The organism is Sediminicoccus sp. BL-A-41-H5, from assembly GCF_050632405.1.
Classification (GTDB): Bacteria; Pseudomonadota; Alphaproteobacteria; order Acetobacterales; family Acetobacteraceae; genus Roseococcus.
Map to the genome: position 1 here is coordinate 3,869,420 of NZ_CP192601.1, position 14,485 is coordinate 3,883,904.

The following is a 14,485-nucleotide window of genomic DNA, read 5'->3' on the forward strand; positions in this document are numbered from 1 at the left end:
GCATGCTGCTGAACCGCCGTTCCCTCCTCGCCGCGCCAGCCCTGCTGCCGCTGGCGGCCCAAGCCCAGACCGGCGCGCAAACCCCGTGGCAGCCCAACCGGCAGCTGCGGCTCATCGTGCCCTTCTCGCCGGGCGGCAGCACGGATGTGGGCGGGCGCGTCATCGCCGAGCGCCTGACCGAGACGCTGGGCCAGCCCGTGGTGGTGGAGAACCGCACCGGCGCCGGCGGCGGCGTGGGCGTGGAGGCCGCGGCGCGCAGCCCGGCCGATGGCTACACCATGCTGGTCGCCACCAATGGCGTGATGACCCAGGCGCCGCATCTGGGCGTGATGCGCGCCGTGGATGTTCGGCGCGAGCTGGTCTATCTCTCCAAGATCTTCACCACCGATGTAATCGTGGTGGTGCATCCCTCCATCCCGGCGCAGACGCTCCAGGACTTCGTGGCCTATGTGCGGGCGCGGCCGGGGCAGCTCAGCTTCGCGACCTCGGGCGTCGGGTCGGGGACGCATATCTTTACCGAGCTCTTCATGGCGGTGACCGGCACGCAGATGGTGCATGTGCCCTATCGCGGCTCGGGCCAGGCGATGGCCGACCTCGTGAACGGCACGGTGCAGGTGATGCTGGACCAGCCGGCCTCCTCCATCGGCCAGGTGCGGCAGCGCATGATCCGGGCACTCGCCACCAGCGGGCCGGAGCGCATCGCGGTGCTGCCCGACCTGCCGACCTTCCGGGAGGCCGGTTTCGGCGAGGCCACGGTGCAGAGCTGGGGCAGCATCGCGGTGCCCACCGGCACGCCGCAGGCGGCACAGGAGCGCCTTTCGGCGGCGGTGCGCGAGGCGGTGTCCAACCCCGGCGTCATCAGCCGCATGGCGGCGGCGGGCCTGGTCGCGGTCGGCAATACGCAGGCCGAGATGACGCAGTTCGCGGCCCAGGAATTCGATCGCTGGGGCCAGGTGATCCGCGCCCGCAACATCCGGGTGGATTGAAGGTGGTCAGGCGGCCTCGAGCAGGCCGCCCAGCTCCGCCGCGTCCGGATCCTCCACGGCGAGCGGATCGCGTGGCAGCACGCGATGCGTCAGCACCATCCGCGCCAGCGCCGCGCGGCTCGCATCGTCCGTCTGGGCTGCCTCCCAGGCCAGGGCGGCCGCGCTGGTCAGGTGATAGAGCGCACTGGCGGCGGCGCGGGCCAGGGCGGGGTCGGCCTGGGCGCGGTCCAGCAAGGTCGCGGCGCGCGCCAGCGCCTCGGGCAGGCCCGGGAGCGGCGCCTCGGCCTGGAGGCGTGTGATCAGGGCTTGCAGTGCTTCGAAGCCGCGCTCGCGCTCGGCCGCGCGCAGCACGTCGAGGGCGATGATGTTGCTCGTCCCCTCCCAGATGCTGCCCAGATGCGCATCGCGCAGCAGCCGCGCCTCGGGCCATTCCTCGATGTAGCCGCAGCCGCCGCGCACCTCCATCGCATCGCCCGTCACCTGGCGCGCGTCGCGGCAGGCGCGGAACTTCACGAGCGGTGTCAGGATGCGCAGCAGCGCATAGGCACCCTCCTCGCCGGCGTCGGAGCGGCGCAGCGCCTCGGCGGTGGTGAAGACCATGGCGCGGGCCTGCTCGGCGCGCAGCAGCATCTTGGCGAGCTGGCGGCGCATCAGCGGCATCTCGATGAGGCGCTTGCCGAAGGCGCGGCGGTTCCGGGCGACGAAGAGCGCCTCGGTCAGCGCGCGGCGCATCATCCCCGCCGCGCGCACCGCGTTGGAGAGGCGCGAGGAATTCACCATGTCGGCCATCTGCTTGAAGCCCGCCTCGGGGTCGCCGATCAGCCAGGCGCGCGCGCCCTCCAGCCGGATCTCGCCGCTCGCCATGGAGCGGGTGCCGAGCTTGTCCTTCAGCCGGACGATCCGATAGGCGTTCGGCGTGCCATCCGGCAGGGTGCGCGGCAGCAGGAAGAGGCCGACGCCCTTGAGGCCCGCCGCACCGCCGCCGCGCCGCGCCAGCACCAAAGCCAGTTCCGCATCGGGGTTCGAGCAGAACCACTTGTCGCCATAGAGCAGATGCGTGCCGTCATTGGCGGGCTCGGCCGTCACGGCGGTGGCGGCGATGTCGGAGCCAGCGCCCTGTTCCGTCATGAACATCGCGCCCTGGTGCAGCGCATCCATGTCCTGGCTCGCGAGCAGGGGCAGGTAGCGGTCCACCAGCTCCGGGCTGCCGAAGCGGCGCAGCGTGCGGGCCAGACTGTCGGTCATGTTGACCGGGCAGAGCAGGCCGAATTCCGCCTGGGCGAAGAGGAAGGTCAGCGCGTATTTCGCCGCCGGCGGCAGGGGCGCGGGCCAGCCGAAGACGCCGGGGCGGTGGCTCATGCTGGTCAGGCCGAATTCGCCGAAGGCCAGGCGCTCCATCTCGCGATAGGCGGGGTGGTAGAGGATGCTCTGCTGGTCCTCGCCGCGCCGCGTGCGGTGCACCAGCTCGGGCGGGTTGCGGTCCGCCGTGCCAGCCAGCGCGTCCAGCTCGCCGCCCGCCAGCGCGCCCAGCCGGTCGAGCTGTGGCAGCAGCACGGCGAGAAGCTCCGCCGGCAGGTAGAGCGGCAGCAGCCGGCCGAAGGCCGGGTCGGCGCGCCAGAGGTTCTGGCCGGCCGCGTCGGGCACGGCTTCCGGGCCCGCGGGGGTGCCGATGGGCTGCATGTTCATGGGGCGTTTCCTGTCCTGACCTCCCCGAAGGCTAGGGTTGCCCAAAGCGAGGCTCAAACGATTTCTCGGGCGCTTGCGTTGAGTTAGGCTCAAGCCATGGCCCATCGCGCGCTGCCCCCGCTGACCGCCATCCGCGCCTTCGAGGCGGCGGCGCGGCACCTCTCCATGACCGGCGCGGCGCGTGAACTGGCGGTGACGCCGGGCGCCGTCAGCCGCCAGATCCGTGAGTTGGAGCAGAGCCTGGGTGTCACGCTCTTCCTGCGCCAGCCGCAGGGCCTGGTGCTGACCACGGCGGGCGGGACGCTCTCCGCTGGCGCGGGTGAGGCGCTGGATCGTCTGGCCCTCGCCACCGGCCGCGCGCGGCTCGGGCGGGGGCGGCCCATCGCGGTCGGCGTCTATGGCTATTTCGCCTCCCGCCTGCTGTTCCCGCGCCTGCGCGCCCTGCAGCAGGAACTGCCGGACCTCGTCGTCGAATGGCACAGCAGCTCCAGCCCGCTCGACCTGCTGCCCGCGCGCTTCGATGCGGTGATCGCGGTGAGCGAGCCGCAGGGCATGCCGGGCCTGGCCGTGGTGCCGCTGGTGCCGATCACGACGCTGCCGGTCTGCGCGCCGCAATGGCTGGAGGGCGGCGCGCCGGACTTCGCGCGCATCCCCCTGTTGCATTCGCGCTGCCGGCCGGATGACTGGCGGCGCTGGCTGAACCATGCGGGGCAGGCGAAGCTGCCGCTGCGCGGCGGCAGCACCTTCGAGAGCATGAACGTCGCCATCGAGGCGGCGGCGCAAGGCATGGGCGCGGTGATCGCGATCGAGGCGCTGCTGGGCCCGGATCTGGAGCGCGGTGCGGTGGTGCCGGCGCACCCGCTGCGGCGGCCGACGCGGCGGCACTTCACGTTGCAATATGAGTCGCGCCATGCCGGCAACCCGGATGTGCAGGCGCTGGCAGGCTGGCTGCAGGCGCAATTCGCCGGCTGACCCGCGCCTCAGGCGGCCGAGATCGCCCAGCCCCCCGCGGTGACGGCCAGCCCCGCCAGGAGCGGCCCGAGCATCCCGCCCTGGAACCGCATCCAAGCGAGCGCGCCCAGCACGCCCGCGGCGCGCGCCCACCAGGGAATGCCGGCGAGCGCGCCCCCCGGCGCCAGGATGGCCAGCATGATGAAGGCGGCCAGCGTGGCGAGCGCGACGGAGGCCGCCCACCGCACGAAGGGATGATCGGGGCGCAGCCGGCCCGCCACCAGCAGCCCCGCCGCGCGCAGCAGCGCGCAGGCCAGGATCAGCAGGATGAGCGCGAGGTCAGCGCCGGCCACGCCGCTCCCCCCAGAGGAAGGCCAGCGTTCCACCCAGGAGGCCCGCCGCCAGGAGCCCCCAGGCGGCGGGCAGCAGCAGGGCGAGGGGTGCCGCGCAGCACCCCGCGATCACCGCGCGGCGGCCGGGCGGCACGCGCACCTCATGCGCCAGGATCAGCGTGAAGTAGAGCGGGTTCACCAGCAGCATCAGCGCCAGCACCGGCCCTTGCAGCAGGGGCGCGATGGCATGGCCGAGGATGGTGGCGCAGCCGGCCACCAGCCAGGAGGTGAGGCCGAAGCCCAGGAACCAGGCGAGGCGCTGGCCTTCCGCCAGGCCGGGCAGCCGCCGCATCGCCATGGCCCACGGTGTCACGGCGATGAAGGGCAGCGCCCACCAGCGTCGTGGCCCGCCGCCGAGCCAGGGCGAAAGGGCGACCGCCATGGGCAGGAAGCGCGCATTGGCGGTGGCGGCGCCCAGCACCGCCGGCAGCGCGCCGCCGGGCAGGTTCACGGCCGCCACCAGCACCATCTGCCCGGGCATGCCATAGACCAGGAGCGCCGCGGCCAGCCCCCAGCCGAGGCCGAGCCCCGCCGCCTGCACGGCCGCGCCGAAGGCCAGGAAGGTGGCCGCCATGGCGAGCGCGGGCGCGCCCAGCGCCTCGCGGCAGGCGGTGCGGAAGGTCATGGAAGCGAGCCTGCCACCAGGCCCGCGCCGCTACCAGCGCAGCGTCCTGAGCGCGGCGATGGGCGCCTCGCCCTCCTCCGCCAGCACATGGGCGAGCAGGCCGGGCGAGGGATCATGGCCATGCGCGTCGGCGGTGAGGCCGGTCAGCGCCCAGAGGCTGTCGATGCCGGCATTGCGCGCGCCGGCGAGGTCGGTGTGCGGCGTGTCGCCCACGGCCACCACGCGGCTCTTGTCGGCGATGCCGAGCAGGTCCAGCACGGGGCCATAGACGGCGGGGTCGGGCTTGCCGGCCTCGAAGACGTCGCCGCCCCATTCCAGATAGACATCGGCCAGCGCCCCGGCGCAGAGCAGGCGCTCGCCCGCCACCATCACGGCGCGGTCCGGGTTCACGCAGAGCATGGGCAGGCCCGCCTCGAAGCAGGCGCGCAGTTCGTCGCGATAGGGCTCGACGGAGATGGATCTCCGCTCCGGGTCAGGGCCGGTGTTCAGCAGGAAATCGGCATCCTCGGGGCGGGAGACGAGTTCGGCCGCGCCATCCTCGACAACCGAGAGGTCGCGCTCCGGCCCGATGTGATAGGCGCGGCGGCCGAGCTTGGCGAACCAGGGCAGGTCGCGCTGCTTGAGCCAGAGCCAGGAGACCTCGCCCGAGGACATGATGCCCGCGTAAAGGTCCCGGCCGACGCCCATGCCGTCCAGCATCTTCTGGATGAACCAGCCGCGGCGGGGCGCATTGGTGAGGAAGACGACGCGCTTGCCGCGCGCCTTCAGCTCGGCCAGGCAGTCGAGCACGCCGGGATAGGGCTGGCGCCCGTCATGCACCACGCCCCAGAGGTCCAGCACGTAGCCGTCATAGCGGTCGGCGAGGGGGGCGAGGTTTTCGTAGATGTGGATGGTCATGCGCCGGTGCCTACCGCATCGGCGACATGGGCGAAACCGTCCCGGGCCAGCAGGGCGGCCAGTTCGCGCCTGATGCGGCCGATCAGCGCCGGCCCGCCATAGGCGAAGCCGCTGTAGAGCTGCACCAGCGAGGCGCCGGCGCGAATCTTGGCGTAGGCCTGCGCGCCGTTGGAGATCCCGCCCGCGCCGATCAGGACGAGGCGGCCGGCGGCGATCTTGTGGGCGCGGGCCAGCATTTCCGTGGAGCGTTCGAAGAGGGGCGCGCCTGAGAGCCCGCCCGCCTCACCCTTGTGCGGGGAGCGCAGCGTCTCCGGCCGGGCGATGGTGGTGTTGCTGATGATGAGGCCGGCCACGCCGCGCGTGACGCAGACCTCGATGATCGGCGCCAGCGCGTCCTCCGCGAGATCGGGGGCCAGCTTCACCAGCACGGGCTTGTCGAGGGCGGGGGGCGCGACGGCGTCCAGGATGGAGGCGAGCCGCGCCTCGCCCTGCAAATCGCGCAGGCCGGGCGTGTTGGGCGAGGAGATGTTGATGGTGACATAGTCCGCCAGCGGCGCGACGGCGCGGCAGAGGGCGGGGTAGTCCCGCTCGGGGTCGGCGCCTTCCTTGTTCACGCCGACATTGGCACCCAGGACGCCGGGCAGCGGCCGCGGCAAGTCACGGAGGCGGGCGAGGTAGGAGTCGAGCCCGGCATTGTTGAAGCCCATGCGGTTGATCACCGCCGCGTCCTCGGTCAGGCGGAAGAGGCGCGGGCGCGGGTTGCCTTCCTGGGGGCGGGGGGTGACGGTGCCCGCCTCGACGAAGCCGAAGCCCAGGCGCAGCAGGGGCAGGATGGCCACCGCATCCTTGTCGAAGCCGGCGGCGAGGCCGATCGGATTGCGGAAATCCAGGCCGAAGGCGCGGGTGGCGAGGCTCGGCGCATCGGCCGCCTCGTCCCGGCCCGCGAGGCCCATGGCCAGCGCCTTGAGGGCTATTCCATGCGCGGTTTCGGCGTCGAGGCCACGCATCAGGGGCATGAGGGCGGAGGCAAGGGAGGGCGTCATGCCGCGCTGCATAAAGCCAAATCGCCGCGAAACGAAATCGGCCTTGCGTTGACAGCCCGGCCCCGGAACGCGACACGGGATACCACACACGGCAAAGGACAAGATGGTGCGCGGCCCGCTCCTGCTCATGGCAGGCATCGGCCTGTTCGGGCTGCTCGATGCCAACAGCAAGCTGCTGGCGGGCGATTTCGCGGCGGCGCAGGCCATCTTCCTGCGGCATGCGGTGCTGCTCGGGCTTCTGCTGGCCTTTCGTGGCGCCTTCGGCTGGCCGGGCGGCCCACTGCTGACGGCGCATCCCTGGCTGCACGGCTTGCGCGCCTGCACCATGCTGACGGCCGGCCTCACCTTCTATGTCGCGGTGCGCTACCTCAGCCTGGCCGATGCCTATCTGATCTTCTTCACGGCGCCTTTCATGACGCTGATCCTGGCGCGGGTCTTCCTGAAGGAGCAGGTGCCACGCGCGGCCTGGCTGTGGTGCGGCGTGGGCTTCGGCGGCGTGATGATCGCCCTCGCCCCGCAACTGGGCGAGGGCGGCAGCCTCTACGGCTTCGCCTGCGCGCTTCTGGGCACCATCGCCTATGCGGCGAACATCACGCTGAACCGGAGCCTGCGGGTGGAGCCCGGAATCGCGCGGCTGGTTTTCTGGCCCTCGCTCTTCGGCGTGGTGGCGACGGGGCCCTTCGCCGTGGCCTACTGGGCGCCGCCCGACGCGGTGGAATGGGCGCAGCTGCTGCTGAACGGGCTGCTGGCGGGCGGCGCCACCATCCTGCTGGCACTCGCCTTGCGGCACAGCAGCCCGGCGCGGCTGGCGCCCTTCGAGTTCATCGCGCTGCCGCTCTCGGTCTCGCTCGACCTGCTGGTCTTCGGCAATGCGCCGGGGATCGAGGTCATCCTGGGCGGACTCGTCGTGGTGGCGGCCTGCGTGATGAGCGAGCGCGCCGTCTCACGCGCGCGTCAGGGGATGTCCGCCGGGAAGGCGTGACGGCCATCGGCGCCGAGCGGCGCGGGGATGGCGCGGCGGATCGCGGAGAGCGGCAGGGGCGCGTAGAGATGCGGGAAGAGGCCCGGGCGGCTGCCGCCCGAGGCCGGTTCCCATTTCAGCGCCGCGCCCAGGGCCGCCGCCTCGGCCTCGATCATCCAGAGGTCGGTGACACCCGCGCGGTGCTTGGCGGCGCTGGCGCGCAGCTGCGCGGCGGTCGAGAAGTGCAGGAAGCCGTCGCGCCGGTCATCGGCGCTGCCGTGATAGGCTCGGGCGGCTTCGGCCGCGCGCCAATCGGCCTCGCGCACCAGGGTGTAGATCAGGGTTTCCATTCCCGCCCTGTATCACGCCCCGTCGAGCCGGTAGAAGGCGAGGCCGCCCGCCTCCAGCGTCGGGATGCGGCCGAGCGACCAGGCGGGCTGGCGCAGCAGGTCATGCCAGAGCAGCGCACCGCGCGTCGCATCCGGCAGGGCGCCGCGCAGCGCGCGGCCGGCGATGCGCCGGCAGACGCTGAGCGCGGCATCGCCCTCGATGGGCGCGGTGAAGAGCGCGTGGCGCTCATGCCGCGGGTGGCGCACCGGGAACTGGAAGGGCGCGCGCAGCACGGCGATGACGGCGCGCGGCAGCGTCTCGGGCGCCGCATCGGCGGCGAAGCGCGTGCGCGCCTCGGCACTCGCCAGCGCGGCGCGGGCGCGGTTCAGCGTGAGGCAGGCCAGCGCCTCGATGGCGCGGACCGGGCGCTGGCCGGCCTCGGCATAGAGGATGCGGGCCAGCAGCTCCTCGGCGGCGGCCTGGGCGGCGAGGCGGGCTGGGGAGGGGCCCGGGTCGGAATGCGTGCTCACTTGTCGTTCTCCTGGTCGCGACGGACGTTCTCGATCTTGTTTTCGATGCGCAGCAGCTGCTCGGAGAGGCGCCGATCCACGTCGCGGATCAGCGAGAGCGGCACATAGGTCCGCGCCACTTCGAGCTTGAAGGCGGCCAGTTCGTCCCGCGTGCGGGAGAGGCCGTCATCATGGCGGGAGGTGCCCTTCTCGATCCGGCGATCCAGGTCGCGCTTGATGCCGAGCAGCAGCCAGTAGAGCCCGGCGATGACGGGCGCCTGGGCGGCATCCATCCACCAGAGCGATGGGGTCATGGGATCCATGGGGGGCCTCCTTGCGGGCGGGCGCGCGCATCGCCACAAACGGGGCGCGCGGAGAAATCGTGAATGTGGAATGAGCCGTATCTGGAAAGCTGCTGCCGCTCGGCCCTGCACCGGCTGACGCTGGTGGGGCCGCATGGCCGCCCGCCGGGCCTGGCGGACCAGCCCTGCCTGCTGCGGCTGCAAGGCATGGGCCTGGCCGAGGAACGGCCGGATGGGCGCTTTGCCATCACCGCGCCCGGGCGGGCGCGGCATGCGAGCGAGATCCTGAAAAAGTCAGCCTGAGGCTAGAGCGCGCTGCCCCTCGACCCCGGCAGGCGACTTGTCCCCTGCACCCCCCTTCGGTGTCAGGGGCGAGAGCGGGTATGGGCGCGGACCGGATGTCCATCGCGCTGGTAGCCCTGGACATGGACGGGGCCGCCGGCCGCATCATCCTCTTCCAGCATCCGTCTCCATGCTTCGCGCTTCTCGGCGTCCAGCGCAGCCCGGCGATCGGCGGCCAATTGACGGTGATCGGCACCGCGGCGGTATTCCTCGCCGCCCATCAGATATTCCGTTACATGCTGCCGGGGCACGCGGCTCCAATCCGGGTTGGGCCAGTTCCATCGCGATTCGTCAGGCGAAGGGTTGGCCCTCCAATCGTCTCTTGGAAGCCACATGGCGCCGACTATGCCACCGGATCCATTGCGAGGACTGCGGTTTATCGCTTCGCGTGACAATCGCAGCACATCCTCGAAGCTTGTCGCCTGCAAGCCAATACTGATTCCCAGCAGGTTGTTCCGCCGGTCCATCGCTGTCGCGGCGACGTGATTGATAACGTCGCTGCCCTGCCCCAACATATCTCGCCGCACCGCGCTCATCTGTCCCTGGATTTCATGTAGCTCGGCGAGGCTCCCGGCCGTGTCTGGCCCCATGCGACGGGTCATCTCGGCGACCCAACGATGTGCCGATACGCATCCGCAGGTCCGTTGACCCGTCCCGGAAGGAAGGACGCGATCGCTTCGTTCGTGGCCACCGGGATCGCGAAGGCATTCAAGGCAGGATTCTAAGCCATGACTGCCGCGCGAAGACGCCGGCGGTCCTCGGCGGCACGGCCGGGATCGGGCATACGGGCTCCATCAAGCGGTTGAGGTATAGGTCCGCGTCAGACGCGGAAGCGGTCAATAGTTCGGCGGACCGAACAGCCAGCGGTAATCATGGCGGATGCGCCGCAGCGGCTTGCAATCGGAAAGCGTTTCGCCGTCCTCGCGGATATACAGGTCCAATTGACACGATACCGGGCGTCTGCGGTCCACCTGGAATGAGACAAGGCGCTGGCGGGCCGTCGGCAGCTTCCCGCAAAAGGGGGCGGCCACTAGCTCACAAGGTGGTCCAGATAGCGCCTCTCATCGCGTAGCTGCGCCTGGTTGGCCGACGGGTGCCAGTGTTCGCGCCGAGGCGCCTGGTGTGTATACGGACCCCCCCAACCATCCAGCACAAAGCTGTCAATCAGAAACGCGCGGTTCGTCTCATTGATGATCCGGATTTCGGCCAGCCCGTAGTCTATCTCGTCGCCCCGCTCGGCATCGCGGAAATACCGCCGGTCGCCCTCCGCAAAGCTGCGATCCTGCCAGGACCTGAGGTCCTAGGCGAGGTTCGCCAGCGCGATGATGATGAGGCTTCGCAGGGACCAGCGCCGCAAGAAGCGGAGGAAGCGAGGCAGGCGGCCAGGCGTGTCGGCTTGGGCTGACACAGGGGGAAATCTCCGGCGGTGGCGCCAAACCCTTGCCGCACTCCTCTTGTTCGTCAACCGCCGCGCCAACTGGGCGCCGCGGGGCGCGGCGGCAGGGCCGGCAGGCGCACCGGCTCGGCCAGGATGCAGCCCGCCACCGCATCCAGCCCGTCATCCCTGGCACCCCGCGCATCGGGCCGCCATTCCGCCATCTCGCGCGGGAAGCCGGTGCGGAACACGCTCTCATGCGCGTGCAGCCGGCGGGCGGCGAGAAGCGGGTCGAAGGCGGCCAGGATGCGCTCCGCCTTGGGGCGACGGTTGCTGTGCTCCAGCACGGTGCAGGCCACGCCCGCCCGCGCCATCTCCCGGCGCAGCAGCGCGGGCAGGAAGCGGCCGAGGCCGTTCGTCTCCACGCGCAGCACGGGCAGGATCAGCTCGCGCGCCAGTTCCGCCACCTGGCGGCATTGCTGCGTGGCGGGGTCCTCCGGCGCATCGGCGCGCTGGGTGATCCAGGCGAGGCGGTGCAGGAAGTGGCGCCCCTCATCATCCGTGTAGGTGGCGGCCAGCACCGAGCCATCGCCACCACCCTCGGCGCGGCCGAAGGCGGGGTCCCAATAGCCGCCGCCCGAGGCCATGCGCCGGCCGAGCAGCCAGAGCTGCGCGCGGCCATTCGCCTCGCGGTATTCGGTTTCCTCCGCGTAGCGCAGCAGCAGCGCGGGATCGAGCCGCGCGGCACTCATGGCCACGGGTTGCAGCAGCATCTGGCGCGCGAAATGCAGCGCGCCGACGCGGCCGCGCAGCGCCTCGATCGCGCCGTCCTTGAAGCGCTCGGGCCAGGCGCTGTGGCCGGCGGCGTCCAGGATCGGCACCTCCAGCCGGCGATAGCCGTCCAGGAAGCCGTCGCCCGGCCGATACAGGCTCTCCTCCGTATGCGGCGTGCCGACATAGAGGATGAGGCCGCCGGGCGTCAGGATGAACTCCGTCTCGGCCAGGCGTTCGCGCAGTTCGGCGCGCTTGCCCGGCGTGTCGCAATTGCCGGCGACCTCCACATCGTCGCAGATGATGATGTCCGCCCGCGCGCCGGTGATGTTGCCGAGCAGGCCCTGCGCCAGCATCGAGGGGTCGCGCAGCGCGCCCGGACGCTGCACGGTGAAGCGGTCCGCCGCCCAGGCCTCCTTGCCCTCGGGGATGAGCGCGGCGCAGAGCGGGTGGCGCTCGATGATGCGGCGCACATGCCCCACCATCTTGCCCGCCAGCATCTGGTCGGCCGCGACGACGAGGATGCGCAGCTCCGGGTTGCGATAGAGCGACCAGGCGCAGAACAGGCCGACGAGCGTGGACTTGCCGCAGCCACGGAAGGCCATGAGCAGCAGGCGGCGGGCGGGTTGCTCGGCCTCCAGCCAGCGCAGGATGCGGCGATGCAGCTGCGGCGTGCCCTGCCGCTGCTGGCGGTTCCACACCCAGGCGAATTCGACCAGGTCAGCCAGGCTCTCCGGGGTCATCCGCGGGCGTCTCCTCTGCGTCCATTTCGTGCCGTGCCGCATCCAGCGCCTGGAGGGCGGAATCCACGCTCGGCGCGGCCTCGCCGCCGGCCATCCTGCTGAGCAGCTCCAGGTGCGAGAGCGCGGTCTTCGCCGCGGTCTGGCGGGCGATGAAGGCCTTGCTGTCAGCCTCGTGCTCCGTGTCCTGCACGAAGCGGAGGTAGTGGCGCGCGACCAGCGGCAGGGCGATCTCGAGATCCTTCGCCCAGCCGCGCGGCTGGCGCCGCCTCACGACTTCACCAGGCGCACCCTGACCGTGCCGGCGCCAAGATCCACCGCGGCGCCGGCACGGTTCCAGGCCGTCACCGTCACCACATCCTGCGCGCCGATCTGCGCGAGGAAGACGATGCCGGAGGTGGCGAGGGTGAAGGCCGCCTGCACGAAATCGCCCGGCCGCGCGCCGGGGAGCGGCACGTTGAGCTGCGCCGTGCCGCCGGCCGCGATGGAGGGCGGGTCCCAGGCGAGTTCCGCGCGCAATTCGCGCGCGCCGTGCCGCAGGTCAGGCAGGCCGTAGAGCAGCGGCGGCGAGACGGCGGGGTCGCAGCAGAGGCGCATGGCGCGCACCTCGTAATCCGTGCCGATGCGTGCGACGCCGATGATGGCATAGGCGACGCCGGGCTGGAGGCGCACCACCTGAAGGCGCGTGAGATCGGCATCGGTCATGTCGGCCGAGCCCTGCCACCAGCGCGCCGCGGCGTTCCAGGTCATGGACATGCCGGAGGCGCGGACGAGCTGGCCCGCGCCATCGGTCAGCAGGCCCATGCCCGCATCGAAGCACTGGACGATGAGGCGCGGATTGTCGGCATCCACGGCGAGGGCGAATTCCCGCGCCCGCGTCGCGTCCACGACGAAGCCGAGGCCGCGCCCGCCCGGCAGCACCACGCCGCGATTGGTGAGCACGTAGTCCTCCAGGCCGGGGAAGGCGAAATCGGCCAGCGTGCTCGGGCTGCCGCCCACATTGGTGGAAAGGCAGGCCAGCTGGTCGAAGCCGGTCTGGGACGCGTTCCAGCGGAAGGCGGCGGCGCGCAGGCTGGGCACCGCGCCAACCTCGCGGCTGAACTCGCGATGCGCGGCGGCCTGGTGCATGCCGCGTACCACGGCGCCGACGCGCGCCGAGGCGTCGTCATAGAGCACATCGAGCTGATAGCCCTGGCTCGCCCAGGCGACCTCATAGACATGGTCCTGCGCGTTGCCGACGTGATAGGCCGGATGGGGCGAGCAGCCCTCCATCCGCATGCCATAGGCGATGATGGCGCGGCTGTTCACAAGGCAGAGAAAGGGCGTGCCGAGGATCGCGGGCCGGTCGCGCGCCTGGAGCTCGAAGGCGGGGCCGAAGAAGACGTGGCGGTTATGCGCCACATAGGCGCCCGGTTCCGCCGAGAAGCGGATGCCATAGCGGTTGAGCGTCGGATAAAGGGCGCTCGCGATGGCGAAATGGCCGCCATAGTAGCGCACGGAGGTGTTCCAGGCGGCGGCCGTCTGGGTGTGGATGTCGAGGCCGATATGGTTGTTCACCATGCGCCCGAGATGGACGTTGCTGTCCTCGAAGCCGCGCTCCACACCGAGCGTCTGCGCGCCGATGGTGAAGCCCTCCACCTGGCGGATCTCGACATGGCTGGAATCGAGGTTGCGCAGCACGATTCCGATATCGCCGAAATTCGTCCAGTCGCTGATGGTGGCGCGGATCACGCGCAGGCCCTGGTAGAGCTTGGCGGCATTCCGCACGGCGCCGCCATCGCCGATGGTCAGCGCTGGCTGGCCGCCCGGGCCGGCGTAGAGGATGCTGCCGAGCATGGTCAGGCCCACGGCGCCGCCGGGCAGCAGCAGCGGCATGGTGGTGCGGAAGGTGCCCTCGCCGATGACGAGGTGCTTGCCGGACGCCCCCGCCGCGTTCATCGCGGCCTGGAGCGCGGGGCCGTCATCCGTCACGCCGTCGCCCGTCGCGCCGAAGTCGCGCGCCGTCAGCGTCTCGGCGAGCTTGTCCTCGACGCTGCGCGGCACGGCGCCTGGGAAGGGGGCGGCGATGGTGCCGGTGCGGTCATGCACCGTCACATCGCCGGTCGCGTCGAAGCCGAGCAGCTTCTCGGCGCGCGCCGCGCGCAGCGGCAGCACCATGCCGGAGGGCGCTTCGGCCGGCGAGAGGCGGATCGCGCCCCGCACGTCGTCGCGCACCTCCTGGAGTGCCGCCACCTGGCGGTCCAGCTCGTCATTCAGGGTATTGGCGCGCAGCACGCCGTTGGACTGGAAATCCGTGACGCGTTCGATGGCGAGGCGGCGGAGGATGGTGATGCGCGTGCCCGGCAGCGGCGCCTCGGCATAGCGCAGCGTGCCGCCGGCGGAGTCTCCCGCGCCCTCGATCGTGAAGCCGTAATTGGCGGGCGCGTTGTCGCGCAGCACCTCGATGTCGCCGGTCTCGAAGATCGGGAAGGGATAGGTGAAGGCGGTCTGCACGCCGTCGGCGACGTAGTGCACGCGCGGCGCGATATCGCCGATGCGGATGTGCTCGGACATCAGAGGCTCCGGGATCTGGGGG

General features: G+C 71.5%; 16 protein-coding genes. 4 read left to right on the forward strand and 12 right to left on the reverse strand.

The window, feature by feature from the left end; translation table 11 throughout:
* Positions 1-2: 2 nt before the first annotated feature.
* Entirely contained in the window at positions 3-986 is a 984-nt protein-coding gene (locus ACQ860_RS18915; RefSeq protein WP_431304886.1) for a Bug family tripartite tricarboxylate transporter substrate binding protein, read from the forward strand.
* A 6-nt stretch (positions 987-992) separates the two neighbouring features.
* Here the strand turns inward: ACQ860_RS18915 and ACQ860_RS18920 are convergent, their stop codons facing one another.
* Positions 993-2,672: an acyl-CoA dehydrogenase family protein gene (locus ACQ860_RS18920; protein WP_431304887.1), complete on the reverse strand. Its 1,680-nt coding sequence runs from the start codon at positions 2,670-2,672 to the stop codon at positions 993-995.
* A gap of 96 nt (positions 2,673-2,768) precedes the next feature.
* Between ACQ860_RS18920 and ACQ860_RS18925 the strand changes: the two genes are divergently transcribed.
* A complete protein-coding gene (locus ACQ860_RS18925; RefSeq protein WP_431304888.1) occupies positions 2,769-3,644 on the forward strand; it encodes a LysR substrate-binding domain-containing protein in 876 nt (291 codons plus the stop codon).
* Positions 3,645-3,652: 8 nt separating this feature from the next.
* Here the strand turns inward: ACQ860_RS18925 and ACQ860_RS18930 are convergent, their stop codons facing one another.
* The 4 genes from ACQ860_RS18930 to ACQ860_RS18945 are packed head-to-tail and all read right to left on the reverse strand — an operon-like array spanning position 3,653 to position 6,580.
* A complete protein-coding gene (locus ACQ860_RS18930) occupies positions 3,653-3,976 on the reverse strand; it encodes an AzlD domain-containing protein (RefSeq protein WP_431304889.1) in 324 nt (107 codons plus the stop codon).
* Entirely contained in the window at positions 3,963-4,640 is a 678-nt protein-coding gene (locus ACQ860_RS18935; RefSeq protein WP_431304890.1) for an AzlC family ABC transporter permease, read from the reverse strand. Before ACQ860_RS18935 ends, ACQ860_RS18930 begins: the two co-directional genes overlap by 14 nt.
* A gap of 30 nt (positions 4,641-4,670) precedes the next feature.
* Positions 4,671-5,537: a TIGR01459 family HAD-type hydrolase gene (locus ACQ860_RS18940; protein WP_431304891.1), complete on the reverse strand. Its 867-nt coding sequence runs from the start codon at positions 5,535-5,537 to the stop codon at positions 4,671-4,673.
* Complete coding sequence (locus ACQ860_RS18945) at positions 5,534-6,580, reverse strand: quinone-dependent dihydroorotate dehydrogenase (protein ID WP_431304892.1); 1,047 nt, start codon at positions 6,578-6,580, stop codon at positions 5,534-5,536. The genes ACQ860_RS18940 and ACQ860_RS18945 overlap by 4 nt, the downstream gene beginning before the upstream one ends.
* Before the next feature lie 106 nt (positions 6,581-6,686).
* Between ACQ860_RS18945 and ACQ860_RS18950 the strand changes: the two genes are divergently transcribed.
* Positions 6,687-7,562, forward strand: a complete 876-nt coding sequence (locus ACQ860_RS18950; protein ID WP_431304893.1) for a DMT family transporter — start codon at positions 6,687-6,689, stop codon at positions 7,560-7,562.
* On the opposite strand, the gene ACQ860_RS18955 is transcribed toward ACQ860_RS18950, so the two are convergent.
* The 3 genes from ACQ860_RS18955 to ACQ860_RS18965 are packed head-to-tail and all read right to left on the reverse strand — an operon-like array spanning position 7,535 to position 8,703.
* Entirely contained in the window at positions 7,535-7,891 is a 357-nt protein-coding gene (locus tag ACQ860_RS18955) for a DUF952 domain-containing protein (RefSeq protein ID WP_431304894.1), read from the reverse strand. The genes ACQ860_RS18950 and ACQ860_RS18955 overlap by 28 nt on opposite strands.
* A gap of 12 nt (positions 7,892-7,903) precedes the next feature.
* Complete coding sequence (locus tag ACQ860_RS18960) at positions 7,904-8,401, reverse strand: cell wall hydrolase (RefSeq protein ID WP_431304895.1); 498 nt, start codon at positions 8,399-8,401, stop codon at positions 7,904-7,906.
* Positions 8,398-8,703, reverse strand: a complete 306-nt coding sequence (locus tag ACQ860_RS18965) for a hypothetical protein (RefSeq protein WP_431304896.1) — start codon at positions 8,701-8,703, stop codon at positions 8,398-8,400. Before ACQ860_RS18965 ends, ACQ860_RS18960 begins: the two co-directional genes overlap by 4 nt.
* A gap of 63 nt (positions 8,704-8,766) precedes the next feature.
* Here ACQ860_RS18965 and ACQ860_RS18970 point away from each other — a divergent pair, with 63 nt between their 5' ends.
* The gene (locus ACQ860_RS18970; RefSeq protein WP_431304897.1) at positions 8,767-8,985 is read left to right on the forward strand and encodes a hypothetical protein; all 219 of its coding nucleotides are present in this window, start codon (positions 8,767-8,769) and stop codon (positions 8,983-8,985) included.
* Between the two features lie 62 nt (positions 8,986-9,047).
* Here ACQ860_RS18970 and ACQ860_RS18975 read toward each other — a convergent pair whose 3' ends face one another.
* From ACQ860_RS18975 to ACQ860_RS18990, 4 genes are all read right to left on the reverse strand, one after another.
* The gene (locus ACQ860_RS18975) at positions 9,048-9,626 is read right to left on the reverse strand and encodes a hypothetical protein (RefSeq protein ID WP_431304898.1); all 579 of its coding nucleotides are present in this window, start codon (positions 9,624-9,626) and stop codon (positions 9,048-9,050) included.
* An 859-nt stretch (positions 9,627-10,485) separates the two neighbouring features.
* Positions 10,486-11,913: a phage terminase large subunit gene (gene terL / locus ACQ860_RS18980; protein WP_431304899.1), complete on the reverse strand. Its 1,428-nt coding sequence runs from the start codon at positions 11,911-11,913 to the stop codon at positions 10,486-10,488.
* Positions 11,891-12,184, reverse strand: coding sequence for a hypothetical protein (locus ACQ860_RS18985; RefSeq protein WP_431304900.1), 294 nt, complete (start codon positions 12,182-12,184; stop codon positions 11,891-11,893). The genes terL and ACQ860_RS18985 overlap by 23 nt, the downstream gene beginning before the upstream one ends.
* The gene (locus tag ACQ860_RS18990; protein WP_431304901.1) at positions 12,181-14,463 is read right to left on the reverse strand and encodes a glycosyl hydrolase family 28-related protein; all 2,283 of its coding nucleotides are present in this window, start codon (positions 14,461-14,463) and stop codon (positions 12,181-12,183) included. The genes ACQ860_RS18985 and ACQ860_RS18990 overlap by 4 nt, the downstream gene beginning before the upstream one ends.
* Positions 14,464-14,485: the final 22 nt, after the last annotated feature.